This window comes from Paenibacillus azoreducens (genome assembly GCF_021654775.1).
Lineage (GTDB): Bacteria > Bacillota > Bacilli > Paenibacillales > Paenibacillaceae > Paenibacillus_AQ > Paenibacillus_AQ azoreducens.
This window is the reverse complement of record NZ_AP025343.1, coordinates 6,839,072-6,855,937: the sequence shown is the minus strand read 5'-3', so window position 1 is coordinate 6,855,937 and position 16,866 is coordinate 6,839,072. Positions and strand designations below refer to the sequence as shown.

Annotated in this window: 15 protein-coding genes; all 15 read left to right on the top strand. The window is 48.5% G+C overall.

Annotation, left to right across the window (positions count from 1 at the left end; translation table 11 throughout):
* The first annotated feature begins 237 nt into the window (after positions 1-237).
* The 15 genes from upp (at position 238) to spoIID (ending at position 15,694) form a co-directional block, all read left to right on the top strand.
* Entirely contained in the window at positions 238-867 is a 630-nt protein-coding gene (gene upp, locus L6442_RS30775; RefSeq protein ID WP_194234014.1) for a uracil phosphoribosyltransferase, read from the top strand.
* Positions 868-888: 21 nt separating this feature from the next.
* Positions 889-2,043: a non-hydrolyzing UDP-N-acetylglucosamine 2-epimerase gene (wecB, locus tag L6442_RS30770; RefSeq protein ID WP_212980514.1), complete on the top strand. Its 1,155-nt coding sequence runs from the start codon at positions 889-891 to the stop codon at positions 2,041-2,043.
* 184 nt (positions 2,044-2,227) lie between these two features.
* Complete coding sequence (locus L6442_RS30765) at positions 2,228-2,482, top strand: AtpZ/AtpI family protein (RefSeq protein WP_194234016.1); 255 nt, start codon at positions 2,228-2,230, stop codon at positions 2,480-2,482.
* On the top strand, positions 2,475-2,852 hold the full coding sequence (locus L6442_RS30760; protein WP_194234017.1) for an ATP synthase subunit I: 378 nt from the start codon (positions 2,475-2,477) through the stop codon (positions 2,850-2,852). The genes L6442_RS30765 and L6442_RS30760 overlap by 8 nt, the downstream gene beginning before the upstream one ends.
* Positions 2,853-2,882: 30 nt before the next feature.
* Positions 2,883-3,686, top strand: a complete 804-nt coding sequence (atpB, locus tag L6442_RS30755) for a F0F1 ATP synthase subunit A (RefSeq protein ID WP_212980513.1) — start codon at positions 2,883-2,885, stop codon at positions 3,684-3,686.
* 85 nt (positions 3,687-3,771) lie between these two features.
* Entirely contained in the window at positions 3,772-3,996 is a 225-nt protein-coding gene (gene atpE / locus L6442_RS30750) for a F0F1 ATP synthase subunit C (protein ID WP_194234019.1), read from the top strand.
* A gap of 124 nt (positions 3,997-4,120) precedes the next feature.
* A complete protein-coding gene (gene atpF / locus L6442_RS30745; RefSeq protein ID WP_212980512.1) occupies positions 4,121-4,609 on the top strand; it encodes a F0F1 ATP synthase subunit B in 489 nt (162 codons plus the stop codon).
* Positions 4,606-5,151: a F0F1 ATP synthase subunit delta gene (locus tag L6442_RS30740; protein ID WP_194234021.1), complete on the top strand. Its 546-nt coding sequence runs from the start codon at positions 4,606-4,608 to the stop codon at positions 5,149-5,151. Before atpF ends, L6442_RS30740 begins: the two co-directional genes overlap by 4 nt.
* A 16-nt stretch (positions 5,152-5,167) precedes the next feature.
* A complete protein-coding gene (atpA, locus tag L6442_RS30735; RefSeq protein WP_212980511.1) occupies positions 5,168-6,682 on the top strand; it encodes a F0F1 ATP synthase subunit alpha in 1,515 nt (504 codons plus the stop codon).
* Positions 6,683-6,914: 232 nt separating this feature from the next.
* Positions 6,915-7,781 (top strand): ATP synthase F1 subunit gamma, encoded by an 867-nt coding sequence (atpG, locus tag L6442_RS30730; protein ID WP_194234023.1) that lies wholly within the window; start codon positions 6,915-6,917, stop codon positions 7,779-7,781.
* 113 nt (positions 7,782-7,894) lie between these two features.
* Entirely contained in the window at positions 7,895-9,298 is a 1,404-nt protein-coding gene (atpD, locus tag L6442_RS30725) for a F0F1 ATP synthase subunit beta (RefSeq protein ID WP_212980510.1), read from the top strand.
* 55 nt (positions 9,299-9,353) lie between these two features.
* Positions 9,354-9,764 (top strand): F0F1 ATP synthase subunit epsilon, encoded by a 411-nt coding sequence (locus tag L6442_RS30720; protein ID WP_194234025.1) that lies wholly within the window; start codon positions 9,354-9,356, stop codon positions 9,762-9,764.
* A gap of 866 nt (positions 9,765-10,630) precedes the next feature.
* Complete coding sequence (locus tag L6442_RS30715) at positions 10,631-10,888, top strand: DUF1146 family protein (protein ID WP_194234026.1); 258 nt, start codon at positions 10,631-10,633, stop codon at positions 10,886-10,888.
* Between the two features lie 389 nt (positions 10,889-11,277).
* Positions 11,278-12,621 carry a UDP-N-acetylglucosamine 1-carboxyvinyltransferase gene (gene murA, locus L6442_RS30710; protein WP_212980559.1) on the top strand — a complete coding sequence of 448 codons (1,344 nt, stop codon included), beginning with the start codon at positions 11,278-11,280 and terminating at the stop codon, positions 12,619-12,621.
* Positions 12,622-14,290: 1,669 nt separating this feature from the next.
* A complete protein-coding gene (gene spoIID / locus L6442_RS30705) occupies positions 14,291-15,694 on the top strand; it encodes a stage II sporulation protein D (protein WP_212980509.1) in 1,404 nt (467 codons plus the stop codon).
* Positions 15,695-16,866 lie beyond the last annotated feature (1,172 nt).

The window sequence follows — 16,866 nt, the reverse complement described above, 5'->3', positions numbered from 1 at the left end:
TTTCATTTAAGGGAATGATATAATATAAAAGATTTGTGCACTGAATCCATTTCATAATGTCGTTGGTTGCCTGGATTCAGGCTGGATATGGATCGGAAACGATTTGGAATTGATATATCCGGCTTCAAATACTCGAATGAATCCATTATGAAATGGATGCTACCTGCACGTATTTACGTAAGCGCAAACCGGCACTGGCAGCTACTCAAGACTTACAATTACCGGAGGGACAAAACAATGGGAAAATTGGTGATTTGCGATCACCCCTTGATTCAACACAAGCTGACTTTTATCCGTGATGTACAAACAAACACAAAGGATTTTCGTGAACTTGTTGATGAAGTTGCTTCTTTAATGGCTTATGAGATTACGCGCGAGATTCCGCTTGAAACTGTAAAAGTTCAAACACCTGTCGCCGAAATGGACGGCAAAGTTCTCGCCGGACGTATGCTTGGACTGATTCCGATCCTGCGTGCGGGTCTTGGCATGCTTGACGGCGTTTTAAAACTGATTCCTGCAGCTAAGGTAGGCCATGTCGGCTTGTTCCGCGATCCGGAAACGCTGCAGCCTGTGGAATATTATACAAAGCTGCCCACAGACGTAACCGAACGTGAATTGATCGTGATCGATCCGATGCTCGCGACGGGCGGATCCGCGATTGCAGCGATTGACGTTTTGAAAAAACGGGGCTGTACCCAAATTAAAATGATGAATCTGATTGCCGCGCCGGAAGGTGTCAAGGCCGTTCAGGAAGCTCATCCCGATGTGGATATTTACGTTGCCGCGCTCGATGAAAAATTGGACGACCATGGGTATATCGTACCAGGCCTTGGCGATGCGGGAGACCGTTTGTACGGAACCAAGTAAGCGAAAAGAGGGTTGTATTTTATGTCAAAAATAAAAGTAATGACCATCTTCGGCGTCCGTCCGGAGGCCATCAAGATGGCCCCGCTCATTCTGGAGCTCGAAAAACATCCGGAACATATCGAATCGGTGGTCTGCGTTACCGCCCAACACCGCCAAATGCTTGATCAGGTTCTCGAAGTATTTAAAATCAAACCGGACTATGATCTGGATGTCATGAAGGACCGTCAAACATTGAATGAAATTACCATTCGCGTGCTGGAAGGGTTAGAGCCCGTGCTTCAAGAGGCGAAGCCGGATATCGTGCTTGTGCATGGCGATACGCTGACGACTTTCCTGGCAAGCTACGCGTCTTTCCTGCAGCAAATCCAGGTGGGTCATGTGGAAGCGGGTCTCCGGACCTGGAATAAGCTTTCGCCTTATCCGGAAGAGATGAATCGCCAGCTTACAGGCGTTTTGGCCGACCTTCATTTTGCCCCTACGCAGTGGTCTGCGGGCAACCTGAGAAAAGAGAACAAAAATGAATCAAGAATATATGTCACAGGCAACACCGTAACGGATGTGTTTCAATATACGGTACAGCCCGACTACCAACACCCGGTGCTGGAGTGGGCGGCCGGCAAAAAGCTCATTCTCATGACAGCGCACCGCCGTGAATCCCAAGGCGAGCCGCATATGAATATTTTCCGGGCGGTCAAACGAATTGCCGATGAATTTGAGGATATCGCCATCGTTTATCCGGTGCATCCAAGCCCAGCAGTCAAGGAACCGGCGCATGCCGTTCTTGGCGGACATCCGAGAATCAAGCTGATCGATCCGTTGGATGTGGTGGATTTGCATAATTTCTACCCGCACACCCACCTGATTTTGACAGACTCGGGTGGACTTCAGGAGGAAGCCCCTTCATTTGGTGTCCCCGTGCTCGTGCTCCGCGATACGACCGAACGTCCGGAAGGTATTGATGCAGGCATACTCGAATTGGTAGGAACGGATGAGCAAAATGTTTACGAGCGAACCAGAGCATTGCTGACGGATCAGACGCTTTACGATTCGATGAGCAAGGCGGCTAATCCATATGGTGACGGCAAAGCGTCGCAACGGATTGTCCAGGCGATTTTGCATCATTTTGGGATTAGAGAAGACGCTCCGGAGCAATTTCACAAAATGTTCACAAATTAATACCGCCCCATATTCTTGGAGCGAAACGCAGAGCATACAGTTAAACTGTACGGTTTTAACGGAATTAAGGCGCCCTGCTATGATTTTTTTCATATTTTCAGGCTGAAATGATATGGATTTGCTCAATTGACAAACTCTTGTTGGATTCAGTAAAATTAACTGGGATTATGAGGGTGGACTTACAATGAGTAAACCTGAAAAGCCACAAAAAACCAATAAAAACGCTGCGAGACCTATGAAATATATGGGGCTTGTAAGCGCAATCGGAATAGATCTGGCAGCATGTACTTTGGGGGGCTTTTATTTAGGCTCCTGGCTGGACAAGATCTGGGGAGGTTCCGGGCTTTGGATCGCCTTCGGCGTGCTTCTCGGGCTTCTTATCGGTGGCGTAAGCGTTTTTATGATTACCAAGGCAGTAATGGGGGAAAGTGATGAATGAATTATGGAAATACCGGAGGGTATTGACCAGAACCACACTTTATTTCATTGCCCTTTGCTTTATGGGGGCTGCTTTCTTCCCGGAATACCGCAGCATTGCGCTGGGCATGGCGCTGGGCGCATGCGTCAGTCTGCTCAACAGCTTTTATCTAAGCTACAAAGTACGGAAAGTAACAGATCAAGCGTTGAGCGGAGAAAGCAAAATGGTGAACATAGGGTTCATGACCCGTGCAGCGGTGAGCGTGCTGGCGATCGTACTTGCGTACCAAAAGCCGGATAAGTTCAATTTGTACGCCGTTGCGTCTACCCTGGTCTTGTCGCAGTTCCTTCTCTTATTCATAGGAATTCGATTCTCTCGTAAACAAGAGTAGATTGTCAACTGAGAAAGGGGTGAGAAACATATGCATAAATCGCCGATTATAGAATTGGGCGGCATTGAATTTGACCTTTCCATTATCCTGATGCTCATTGTGACTTGCGTTATCGTGTTTGTGATTGCCAAGCTGGCAACTCGAAATTTGTCGGTCGAAAATCCTGGCAAGATGCAAAACTTCATGGAATGGGCAGTTGAATTCGTGCAGGGTTTGATTACAAGCACGATGGATTGGAAGAAAGGGAAACACTTCCTGTCTCTCGGCCTTACGTTCATCATGTTTATCTTCGTAGCAAACATGCTTGGTTTGCCGTTCGGCATCGTTACCGACTACCATAGTCCGGAGCATGCCCATATCTTCGGCAAGGAGATTGTCTCCGTGACGAAGGAATTTGCCGACAAACCGGGAATTGAGGAAGTGGGCGTGGCATGGTGGAAATCACCGACAGCTGACGCTTCCGTCACGATGGCGCTCGCGCTTATAGTATTCGTGCTGTCGCATTTCCTCGGAATGACGAAAAATACGAAGAGTTACTTCAAACATTATTTTCAGCCTTACTGGTTCTTCTTCCCGATCAATCTTATGGAGCAATTAGCCAAATTGCTCACGCAGGGCATGCGTCTATTCGGCAACATTTTTGCGGGCGAGGTTCTGATCTCCGTTCTGCTGAAATTGGGCGCGTTAGGTGCCGTGGGCTGGGTTGCATCGATACTCGGGCTGGTTGTATGGCAGGGCTTCAGTGTTTTCATAGGAGCCATCCAAGCCTTCGTATTTACGATACTGACCATGGTTTATATTTCACAATTGACGGAATCGCATGAAGATCATTAGGTTCAAAGTTAAGCTTGGAGTTAGGCTTCACTCTTAACTAATCATAAATTCATACAACTAAACAATCTCTAAGGAGGATTTACAAATGGGAGTTATGGCATATTTGGCAGCAGCCATCGTAGTAGGTCTGGCCGCGCTTGGCGCAGGTTTTGGTAACGGTATGATCATCAGTAAAACGGTTGAAGGTATCGCCCGTCAGCCGGAAGCGAAATCATCTCTGCAAACAACAATGTTTATCGGTGTCGGTCTGGTCGAAGCCATTCCAATCATCGGTGTCGTACTCGCGTTCCTGTTCTACGCAGGCGCATAATACCATGCAGGGTTTGGCGGGGAGGGCCACGGCCATCCACGCCTTCTTTTTAGTCGCCAGATTTTAATCTGTAGGAAGCGAGAGTGAACGGCAGTGTACGTGCACCGGAAAGGAGTGACTAGATTTGAGTATTAACTACGCGTCTTTTGTACTCGCGATCATTGCATTCGTGATTCTCTATCTGCTTCTCAACAAATATGCTTTCGGACCGCTTTTTTCCGTCATGGAGAAACGCCGTGAGCTGGTGATGCAGCAGATGAACGAAGCTTCGCAAACCCGCGAGCAGGCAGTCGCTTACGTAGAGGAGCAGAAGCAAGCCCTCGAAGCCGCTCGCAAGGAAGCATACGAAATTATCGAACAGTCCAAGAAAACGAGCGGCAAACAGGCTGATCAGTTAATGGCTGAAGCAAGAGAAGAAGCAACGCGCCTTAAAGAAGAAGCTGTCCGCGATATCGCTAATGAGAAGAAAAAAGCGGTTCAGGAGCTGCGCGACGAAGTTGGCGCCGTCTCCGTGAAGATCGCTTCCAAGCTGCTTGAGAAGGAAGTAAGCAGCGACAGCGCGCAGGAAGAGCTCGTGGACAAATACCTTAAAGAGGTAGGAGGCAGACCATGAGCCGGGAAACACTAGCAGCCAAGCGTTATGCAAAGGCGCTGTTTGAAGTGGCTGCGCAGCAGCAGAAAACACTGGAAGTCGAGCAGGAGCTGAAAAGCGTCGTAGAGGCTCTTCAAAGCGACGATGTACAGAAGTTTATCTCCGCGCCTAACATTTCCGTCTCCGTGAAAGTGGATGTGCTGAAGAAAGCCCTTCAAGGTAAAGTATCCCAGCCGGTCGTGAATACGATTGAACTGCTCATTGAGCGGGGCAGAGCTGATCTCCTTTCAGATCTTCTGGATAGCTATATTCGGATCGAAGGCGAAAGCCTTGGAATTGCGGATGCTACGGTGTACTCCACTTATCCGCTGAGTGAGCAGGAACGGGAAATCGTTGCTGCACAATTTGGAGTTTTGGCTAACAAGAAAATTCGCGTGAATAACGTGGTTGATAAGAGCCTGCTCGGCGGCATCAAAGTCATGATCGGCGACAAGCTGTATGACGGAAGTTTGGCAGGGAAGCTGGAACGGCTTGAACAGTCTTTTAATAGACGAGCACAGTAGATAGGGGTGAAGACACTTGAGTATCAGACCTGAAGAAATCAGTACGCTGATTAAAAGTCAAATTGAACAATATAAATCAGAGATCGAGGTATCCGAAGTTGGTACCGTTATTCAAGTTAGCGACGGTATTGCCCGCGTTCACGGCATCGACAACGTCATGGCCGGTGAGCTCGTAGAGTTCTCCAATGGTGTCGTAGGCCTGGCGCTGAACTTGGAAGAAAGCAATGTAGGTGTCGTAATCCTCGGCCCTTACACTGAAATCAAGGAAGGCGATCAAGTAAAACGTACCGGACGCATCATGCAGGTTCCTGTAGGGGAAGCCTTGCTCGGCCGTGTCGTTAACCCGCTGGGTCAGCCGCTGGATGGCAAAGGCCCGATTGAATCAACCGAATTCCGTCCCGTAGAAAATAACGCACCGGGCGTTATCGAACGCAAATCGGTTCATGAACCGATGCAAACAGGTATTAAAGCGATTGACGCGATGGTACCGATCGGCCGCGGACAACGCGAGCTCATTATCGGTGACCGCCAAACAGGTAAAACGCAAATCGCAATCGACACGATCATTAACCAAAAAGGCAATGGCGTGAAATGTATCTATGTAGCAATCGGCCAGAAGCAATCGACGGTTGCGCACGTGGTAGAAAACCTTCGCCGTCATGGCGCTTTGGAATACACCATCGTCGTTACCGCATCGGCTTCCGAGCCGTCTCCGCTCTTGTACATCGCTCCATACGCGGGCTGTGCAATGGGTGAATATTTCATGTACAAAGGCGAGCATGCCCTGATCATCTATGATGACTTGTCTAAACAAGCAGCGGCATACCGCGAACTTTCCTTGCTGCTGAAACGTCCTCCAGGCCGCGAAGCTTATCCTGGTGACGTATTCTACCTGCATTCCCGCTTGCTGGAACGCGCAGCGAAGCTGAGCGATGCGCTTGGCGGCGGTTCCTTGACCGCACTGCCGTTCATCGAGACGCAAGCATCCGACGTATCCGCATATATTCCGACCAACGTAATTTCGATTACGGATGGTCAGATCTTCCTGGAGTCCGAGTTGTTCTATGCCGGTCAACGTCCGGCGATCAACGTGGGTATTTCCGTATCCCGTGTAGGCGGCTCCGCTCAAATTAAAGCTATGAAAAAAGTTGCCGGCGGTATGAAGCTCGACCTTGCCCAATATCGCGAACTTCAAGCGTTCTCCCAGTTCGGTTCCGATCTGGATAAATCCACGCTTGCCCGCCTCAACCGCGGTGCAAGACTGATGGAAATTCTGAAGCAAGGGGTTAACCAGCCGCTCAAGGTTGAGCAGCAGGTTGCGAGCTTGTACACGGCAGTTAAAGGCCATCTGGACGACATTCCGGTAGGCGATATCCGCCGTTTCGAAAAAGAATTCCTCGGATTCCTGGATACGAACCATCCGGAAATTCTGGCTTCCATTCGCGATACCAAAGATTTGGTTGCTGAAAATGAAGAAGCTTTGAAAGAGGCTATCGCGAAATTTAAAAGAGGCTTTGCTGTAATGGCGTAAGTCAATAAGAATGAACCGGGCCGCAAGGCTCGGGTTCATCTTTTTCAAGAATATACGGGCCTTACAAAGTAACTTTGGCTCTGCCAAAGTTTAAGCCTATGCTTACGAAGGCAGCTTTGGCTTTCAGTCAAAGCTAAGCGAATGCTTACGAAGTAACTTTGGCTCTGCCAAAGTTTAGCTCATGCTTACGAAGTCAGCTTTGGCTTTGCCAAAGCTTGAAGGTGGTGAAAACATGGCAAGAGGATTGCGTGAAATTAAACGTCAGATCAAGAGTATTCAAGGTACGAAGCAAATCACGAAAGCGATGGAAATGGTCGCTGCCTCCAAGCTCAGAAAAGCCCAGGAGATGGCACAGCATGCCCGTCCTTACTCTGATAAGCTGAAAGAAGTGGTGTCCAGCATCGCTTCCGGTACGACAGGCATCAGCCATCCGATGTTTGAGAAACGCCCCGTGAAAAAGACCGGTTATCTGGTGATTACCTCAGATCGCGGTCTTTGCGGCGGATACAATGCCAACATCTTAAAGAAAGTGATGGCGACGATCAAAGAGAAGCACAAGTCTTCCGACGAATACGTCATTTTCATCATCGGACGCAAAGGCCGTGATTACTTCCGCCGCCGGGAGATGCCGGTTGTTCAGGAGGTTACGGATCTTTCCGATACGCCTTCTTTCTCGGATATCAAATCCATCGCTTATGCAGCGGTACGTCAGTTTGAAGACTCTCAGATCGACGAGCTGTTTATTTGTTACAACCGTTTCGTGAACGCACTGACTCAAATTCCTGAAGTGGATCAGCTTCTGCCGATGGAAAACGTGGAAAGCAAAGCAACCGGCGTAACGGCAAGTTATGAGTACGAGCCGTCTCCGGAAGTCGTGCTTGAGGCGCTTCTGCCGAGATATGCGGAAACTTTGATTTTTGGCGCATTGCTGGACGGCAAGGCGAGTGAGCTTGGAGCGAAAATGACGGCGATGGGCTCGGCGACGAAAAATGCGACCAAGATTATCAACGAATTGACGCTTACCTATAACCGTGCACGTCAGGCAGCCATTACTCAGGAGATTACGGAGATTGTGGCTGGAGCCAGCGCTCAACAATAAAACGAAGTTTTATTTTGTATGGAATAACCATGAACGGAATATGGCCTAAAGCTACTTGCAGCTTACGATGAAGGTTTGCATATAAGCAGACTTGTAGGAGGGAACAAAAAAAGATGAACAAAGGACGCGTAGTCAGCATTATGGGTGCGGTTGTCGACATCGAGTTCGAACGAGGTCAACTGCCGGAAATCTACAATGCGATCAAAATTGAGGGTTCGGTCGCAGGCGGACGCCAAATCAACCTGACCCTGGAAGCATCAAACCATCTGGGTGACAACATTGTACGTTGTATTGCCATGTCCTCCACAGATGGACTGGTTCGCGGTATGGAAGCCGTCGATCTTGGCGCTCCAATCACCGTACCGGTAGGTCCAATTACACTTGGCCGCGTATTTAACGTACTCGGTGAGCCAATTGACGAAGCAGGCGAAGTAACTACTGAAGTCACTAGCCCAATTCATCGCACGGCCCCTAAATATGATGAACTGTCCACTCAAGCTGAAATGCTGGAGACAGGAATTAAGGTTATCGACCTGTTGGCCCCTTACCAAAAAGGTGGTAAAATCGGATTGTTCGGAGGCGCCGGTGTAGGCAAAACCGTTGCAATCCAGGAGCTTATTAACAATATCGCACAAGAACATGGCGGTATTTCCGTATTTGCGGGCGTTGGTGAACGTACCCGTGAAGGTAATGACTTGTACCATGAAATGAGCGATTCCGGCGTTATCTCGAAAACAGCGATGGTATTCGGACAAATGAACGAGCCGCCAGGCGCGCGTCTTCGCGTTGCGCTGACAGGCCTCACCATGGCTGAATATTTCCGTGATCAAGAAGGCAAAGACGTGCTGCTCTTTATCGACAACATTTTCCGATTTACCCAAGCGGGTTCCGAAGTATCCGCCTTGCTCGGCCGCATGCCTTCCGCGGTAGGTTACCAACCTACACTGGCAACGGAAATGGGCCAACTGCAAGAGCGTATCACTTCCACGAAAAAAGGTTCCGTAACGTCGATCCAAGCGATCTACGTACCTGCGGATGACTATACTGACCCGGCTCCGGCAACAACGTTTGCCCACTTGGATGCGACAACGAACTTGGAGCGTAAAATCTCTGAAAAAGGTATTTACCCAGCGGTGGATCCGCTCGCATCAAGCTCGCGTATCCTGGCGCCGGAAATCGTCGGCGAAGAGCATTATAATGTAGCTCAAGGCGTTAAGCAGCTGCTTGCGCGCTATAACGAGCTTCAAGATATTATCGCGATCCTCGGTATGGATGAACTGAGTGAAGACGACAAAATGATCGTTGCGCGTGCGCGTAAAGTGGAACGTTTCTTGTCTCAACCGTTCCACGTTGCGGAAGCATTTAACGGCATGCCGGGTACGTATGTACCTGTCAAAGAAACGATCCGTAGTTTCAAAGAAATCCTCGAGGGTAAACATGATGATCTTCCTGAAGCAGCGTTCCTGTTCGTAGGAACGATTGAAGAGGCCGTAGAAAAAGCAAAAACACTGGAATAAGTCCTGCAGAGGGAAGCTTTGAGCTTCCGATGCGAGCTGTTCAGGAGGGATGAAAGTGAGTACCTTTTTATTGGAAATCGTGACGCCGGATCACTTGGCTTATTCCGGAGAGGTAGAAAGCCTGACGGTTCGGGGTGTGGAAGGCGAACTCGGAATCCTGCCGGGACACATTCCTATGGTTACCCCGCTTCAGGTCGCTCCGCTTGCGATCAAAACTGCCAAAAAAACCAGCTATATCGCGGTCAATGGCGGTTTTGTAGAAGTCCGCAAGGACAAAGTTGTTGTACTCGCGGAAAGCGCCGAAGCAGCGGAAGAAATCGATTTGCAGCGGGCTGAAGCAGCCAAAGAACGCGCAGAACGTCGTCTTGCATTCAAAGACAAACAGGATGAGATTGATTTCCGCCGCGCGGAACTGTCTCTGAAAAAAGCCATGAACCGAATCAAGGTTTACAGCAGCAATAAATAAGCCGTGCAGCCCGTCTCTCTATGATGGAGACGGGCTGTTTTATTGAAATTCAGCATATTCTATGGACGACGAAACCTTAAGGAAATTGTCGAAACAAGCTGGATCATTTGGCTACAGCGCAAAAAAAGGAAATATTTCCGAGGAAATTATAGTTCAATCGCCAGGAAGTAAGCGCTTTTTTTAAAAAAAATTAAAATTAACAAATTTGAAGCTGGATTTCCTAGTGCGAAGCCAAGTATTATATAATAGGTCCTGGGAATATTTTTATGGGAAGTTCAAAAAGGTCGGCTTTCAGCACCGAAGCCTATGCTTCCGAATCGCGGTTTTTCAAAACGTGGTTCAATCGACCGCCGTCATGTAGCGAAGCACCGCGCGCTGGGAGCTGCGCGCGCTTTAGTTGGATGAAGCTAGGGACTGAGGAGCGGAGCTACACGTTTTCGAAGAAACCCCTTCGGAAGCATCTGCCTGCAATCAGGTGTGAATACCTAAAATATTTCCGAAGGAAACATACTTCGAAAGCATCTGCTTAGGCCCAGCTGAATTCAAGATTCGATGTCGGGTGGTTTCCTGATTCGCTTCGTGTTAGATATAGAATTTACAAGTTCTAGCTACGCTGATGGAATTCTATATCGCAAGAAAAACATCCGCTATATGCGGTCTGTCTTCTTAGAAAGTACATCGATAGACGTTTTTCTTAAGATATAAGAAAGTATAAACTACGGGGATCTCACATCCTTATATCGCAAGAAAAAGTACCGCTAAGTGCGGTCTGTCTTCCTAGAAAGTACATCGATAGACGTTTTTCTTATCAAAAGCGGACTTTTTGAATTATTCTTTTAAGGCTAATAAGGATGGGGGCGTCATAGGTGGATTCAAACTTCGGTAATCAGTTGGTTGGCAGTTTAGGCGTCAACGGTTTGATTTCGATTATTGTCTCTCTGATCTGTATTGGCCTATCTTGGTGGGCACTGCAAAATTTGAAGCTGGATTTGTTTATCCGCTTTCCGAAGAGTGCTCAAGGCAAGCTTCTCCATTTGCTGCTGGCCATCATATTGGGGCACTTCGTTGCGAGATTTCTGCTGGACTATTTGAATTGGAGCCAAATGATCAAGTATATGTTTTAACGCGGGCTGATTTGGGTATAAGTCAGTTAGATTTTTGTTTTGACAGGTTTGTCGAACCAACGATATGTTTGTCGAATAATAACATTTTTTTATGTCAACAATGAATACAACAAGATTTTAATGCTTGGAAAATACCTACTGAACGGCTGCCGAGAGACTAACACAGCAGAATCGGTACAAATCAGAATCCCTCCGTATTCATTAAAAAAACCCGGCTGAAATTAGTAGTAGGTCTTTAGACTTAGTTAAAATTGTGTTCTGGGCCTCATTCGCTAAAAAACGCTTGTATCTGTGAATTGGTCGGTGTTAAGATGAAGGTTAGGGAATTCAGAATGTAATTCTTGAAAATAAAGAATTTGTGGAAAAAAATGAACGCGGAGGGAATCATGATGAGCAAATTTATCGTCCGCGGTGGCAATAAACTGACCGGAAGCGTGAAAGTCAGCGGAGCAAAAAATTCAGTTCTTCCGATCATCGCTGCCTCTCTTCTTGGGGAAGAAGGAGTAAGCGTCATTGTCGACGCACCTCCTCTTGACGATGTAATTACAATCAGCAAAGTGTTGGAATCCATAGGTGCAGGCATTACATATGAAAATAATGTAATGAGGGTCAATGCCCAAGCTATTTCCTCTTGCGAAGCACCTTATGAATGGGTGCGAAAAATGCGCGCTTCTTTTCTTGTGATGGGTCCGCTGCTTGCGAGAATGGGGCATACACGAATTTCTTTGCCCGGAGGATGCGCAATTGGAACCAGACCGATCGACCAACATTTGAAAGGCTTCGAAGCATTGGGGGCCGAGATCAGTCTTGGACAAGGCTATATTGAAGCGAAAATTAATGGCAGATTGCGCGGGGCTAAAATCTATTTGGATGTAGCCAGCGTAGGTGCTACTGAAAATATTATGATGGCTGCCACTTTGGCTGAAGGAACGACCGTGATCGAAAATGCGGCGAAAGAGCCGGAAATTGTCGATTTGGCCAACTACCTGAACGGGATGGGCGCTAAGGTTCGCGGCGCAGGTACCGGCGTAATTCGCATTGAAGGTGTTGAGAAGCTGCACGGAACCGAGCATACGGTCATCCCGGACCGGATTGAAGCAGGCACATTTATGGTAGCTGCTGCAATTACCGGCGGAGACGTTTATGTGGAAGGTGCGATTGCGGACCATCTTGCACCAGTCATCTCCAAGATGGAAGAAATGGGTGTCACGGTTGAGCCGGATGAAAACGGCATTCGCGTGACAGCGAATCATCCACTGAAGGCAGTGGATATCAAAACCCTTCCTTACCCTGGCTTTCCTACCGATATGCAGTCGCAAATGATGGCGCTGTTGTTGAAATCGGAAGGGACGAGTGTTGTAACCGAAACGGTATTCGAAAATCGTTTTATGCATGTTGATGAGTTCCAACTCATGAATGCGGAAATCAAGGTTGAAGGACGTTCGGCGATTGTCACGGGAGGAGCCAACCTGAAGGGCGCCAAAGTTTGCGCAACGGATTTGCGCGCTGGTGCGGCGCTGATTCTTGCAGGCCTCGTTTCCGAAGGTACGACTGAAGTAAGCGGAGTCCATCATATCGATCGCGGTTACGTGGATTTGGCAGAGAAACTTTCTGCGCTTGGCGCCGATATATGGCGTGTCTCCATCGAAGAAAAGGCATTGGAGACAACCAAGAAAAAGATGGAAGTGGAAGAAGAGGTTCCGTTATTCAACATTCAGCCGACTTGGGTATAACGGTTGATTGCATTACATTTTCTGTTTTTTCATAACATTGTGCCGGAATGAGTAAGAACATGGACTGTAACAGAGTTCGATATAGCGAGTAGCGAGAGAGCTGCCTTCAAAGGTCATCTGACCTGAGGCAGCTCTTTTTGTTTAAGATATCAGACAGCGTAACCTTCGGGGAGGGGCATCCTGATATCGCAAGAAAGATATCTGTTAAAAGCGGTCTGTCTACCTGAAAGTACGTCGATAGACGTTTTTCTTATTGCGAATACCGCCGAATAAGGACTGGAAAATGGCGAACCCCCGTCATATAACACTACACCGCTCGCAGGGATCTGCGTGGAACTTCTAGTAGCGAGCCCCCGTTATACAACGCCACACTGCTCGCGAGATCTGCGCACAACGTCTAAGAGGCGAGCCTCCGTCAAACAACGCCACACCGCTCGCAGGGAGCAGCGCACAACTTCTAGTGGCGAGCCTCCGTCAAACGTCACACCACTCGAAGGGACCTGCGTGGAACTTCTAGTAGCGAGCCCCCGTTATACAACGCCACACTGCTCGCGGGATCTGCGCACAACGTCTAAGAGGCGAGCCTCCGTCAAACAACGCCACACTGCTCGCAGGGATCAGCGCGCAACTTCTAGTGGCGAGCCTCCGTCAAGCAACGTCACACCGCTCGCAGGGATCTGCGTGGAACTTCTAGTAGCGAGCCCCCGTTATACAACACCACACTGCTCGCGGGATCTGCGCACAACTTCTAACGGACATCACGGCCGCTAAGTGGCTTAAAACAGCCATTTTAAAAATGTAACGGTCACCACAGCGCTTATTTGCTCCGAAATACCGCGAAAAGGAGATTTTTTTCAAAATAGCTGCATCTGTGTCCGTTAGAAATCAAAATGGTCGAAATTGGACTCTATAGCGGCCGCTGTGTCCCTTAAAGTTTTGCATGGTTTTACGTTTCGGCTGTTTCTCCTTATAAGGATGGATAGCAGCACTGCAGATTGCGGCATGTTTTCCATCGATGATGCTTTTTTCAAAAAAAGCTACAGCTTCCGTAAATCTTTCCCCCAGGTTCAAAATTATAAAATGGTTCTTCTTTTGAATATGGATCGCTCTCGCCTATTCCTTATTCTTTTCTTTTGTTCGTTTTTTTTCCTTAGTTGTTTTTTTCTTAGTTCGTATATAGATCCTTTTTCGTCATTTCCGCAAAAACGGAGAGTGTCGATTAAATGACAGCTTAGCGCTGCCAACGCTGCCACTGTTGGAGCTTCCCGATTAAGATGACCGTTTTGGCAACGAAAGCGCAGATCTACATCCAGCTGACGGTATAAACCGGAGAAGGTATCGATCGATATTTCCTAACGGCGCTGCAAGAAATACACGAGGAATCTCTTGTCTATATAATGATTGCAGTCCAATTGGCGCGGCGTGGCCATTCATATGAATCTTTCTTTTCTCTTAAAAAGCGGTTCTATCATCTGCAAAAAGCTCATAACTATAAATATCGGCAAAGAGAGACAGGGGAGCTAGAAGCGTCACCCTGGCACTCGATATGGAACCGAAATCGCTGCACAGCTTTCAACGTACGGTTTTGAGGCTTGCCATTGACGGCGGTTCACCGAACAAACTCTATCAGCAAAACGGATGATCAAGAACCAATGGAGGTTGAAAGAATATGAACGACCCGCGAACGCAAATCAAGGTATCGGTTGCACAAAGAAATGAAGCGGCGGAGCCGAATATTTCCATAGATCAACCGGACGTACAAGCGGAAGCAAAGTCCGGCCGGCAGCATAGCCCGGCCGACGGGACCTCACCGGGCCGGAACCCCGGCCCGATAGAGAGCCGGCAGCGCCTAAGCGTGCTGCCGGGCGGGGCCGCGCAGCCGCCGCAGGCCGCTGCGCCAGAGCCGCCGGAGCCGCGCGAAGCGCTCCGGCATCCGCAGCCGGGCGCGCCAGCAGGCGCCCGGCCCGCTCCCGGGCGGCGGCCATGGGCCGCGCCGTCCGCCGTGAGCGGCCGCCGCAAGGCCTGGCGGCCGCAGGGCCCGGGCAGCGCCCGCAGGCAGCCCCCCGCCGCCGTATGGGCGGGGGGGCTGCTCGCCTTGGCGCTGCTGATCCCGGCGCTGGTGGTGACGACGCACCAGCGGCCTGATCCGGCGCCGGCGCCCGTACCCGCGCCCGCGCCGGCAACCCCGGCTGTGCCCCAGGTGTTCACACAGCCGGAGGTGTCCGTCTATCTGTCGAAGACGGGTAAAGTGGAGACGCTGCCGCTCGAAGATTACGTCGTCGGCGTGCTTGCGGCCGAAATGCCGGCCAAGTTTGATCTCGAAGCATTAAAAGCCCAGGCGGTAGCTGCACGGACCTTCATCATGCGCCGGATCGCCGACGGGGACCGCAGCGGTGTTCCCGACAAGCAGGCAGATGTAACGGATACGGTTAACCATCAAGCTTACATTTCCAAGGAACAGCTCGAAAAGCAGTGGAAAAGCAAAACAGCTGAACTGGCTAAGCTGAAACGGGCCGTGGAAGAAAGCCGCAATACGATTATGACCTATCAAGGCAAACCGATCACCGCATCCTTTTTCTCTAGCGGCAACGGTTATACCGAAAACTCGGAGGATTACTGGAATCAAAAGATTCCGTATTTGCGCAGCGTGTCCAGCCCTTGGGACAAGCAGGCTCCGGGATATGAAGAGACGGTCAAGATGAGCCGGGAAGCCTTTTTGACCAAGCTTGGATTAGCCGGGCAAGCGGTTCCGGCAGCGGCGACGGGCGAACATCAGCCTTTCATTCAAATTCTCTCAACAACAGCAGGGCACCGGATTAAGGAAATCTCTATCGGCGGCATGAAATTCAGCGGACGGGAGATCAGGGAGAAGCTGGGTCTCCGCTCCAGTGTATTCAGCTGGAAGACTTCCGGCAGCGATGTTTTGATTACAACCTATGGTTATGGACATGGCGTAGGCATGAGTCAGTGGGGAGCGGAAGGTATGGCCAAAGAAGGTTATACCGCAACCCAGATTCTGAAACATTACTATACCGGCGTCCAATTTTCGAAAGCTTCGGATTTTCTGAAGTGAGGATTTTGAATATCCCAAAAGAGACCAGGCGCTTGGAATCGATTTTGCAAGATCCTTAGCTAAAGCAATTCTTATCACAAGACAATGTATATATCCGTAATCTTATGATTGGCTTAAAGTCATGACGGAAATCAAAATAATAGATAATATGTACAGTCTTCAGAGTACCATGCATGTACTGTCATAGAATATGATATTAAAGTGTTGCTAACCATAATCATCACAAGCGTTAAAGACATTCTCGCAGCATTGCTGATTCGAAAATTTCCTTCAACTAAAAAGAAGTGATGTGGAGAGAGTCCGAAACCCCTCAACATTGCAGTAAAACTTTAGAATCTCGTGTTTTCAGCGACCTAAGCTCAAAGAGACAATTATTCCTCCTATTAGTTGGACGCATATGCCTTAAAAAAAGTTCACTCTTTGCTGCATTTTATAGAAAGATTTTATTTAAGAATCTGTTTATTGATATCTGCCAAGCTACTAGGAAAACGGAAAAACGCAGAAAACCGCAGTAGATAGAAGGTTGAACGAAAGACGATAGAAGATCGAAGAGCAAGTGAAATGAGCCCAGCCAGACCGCGTTTAGTGAAAGTTCCTCTTGCGACATAAGGGTGCAGGACCCTCCAAGCTCCTTTATATCTATATAAGTTGAACAATAGAAAATGAAAAGGGATAGGCAAGAGGGTTCAATATTCGAAAGAGGAACATTTTAGAATGTTGTACCTAGGGGAGAGATTTACGGAGAAGCTAAAAGCTTTTTGGTAAAAAGCTGCGTCGGAAGCCTGTGCTGCGTTCGTCTAGAAGCTTTCCGCAGGAAAGCTATATAAGTTGAACTAAAGAAAAGCATAGGGGATAGGCAAAAGGGTTCAATATTCTAATGGAGAACCATTTTAGAATATTGCACCTAGGAGAAAGATTTACGGAGAAGCGAGGAGTTCGCCTAAAAGCTTTCCGAAGGAAAGCTAGCATCGTAAGCATATGCTTTGTGAGCGGATTTCAACCATGAAAGTATAAATCAAAGAAATCTGGGAGCGGGCAGCGATCGAAAGAACATTACACCCGGCTACCTACATCCGTGCAAATCATTGGTTCAACTTATATAGCATCGTAAGCGCATGCTTTGTGAGCGGATTTCTACCATAGATCAGGTTCAAATCATAGAAATCTGGGAA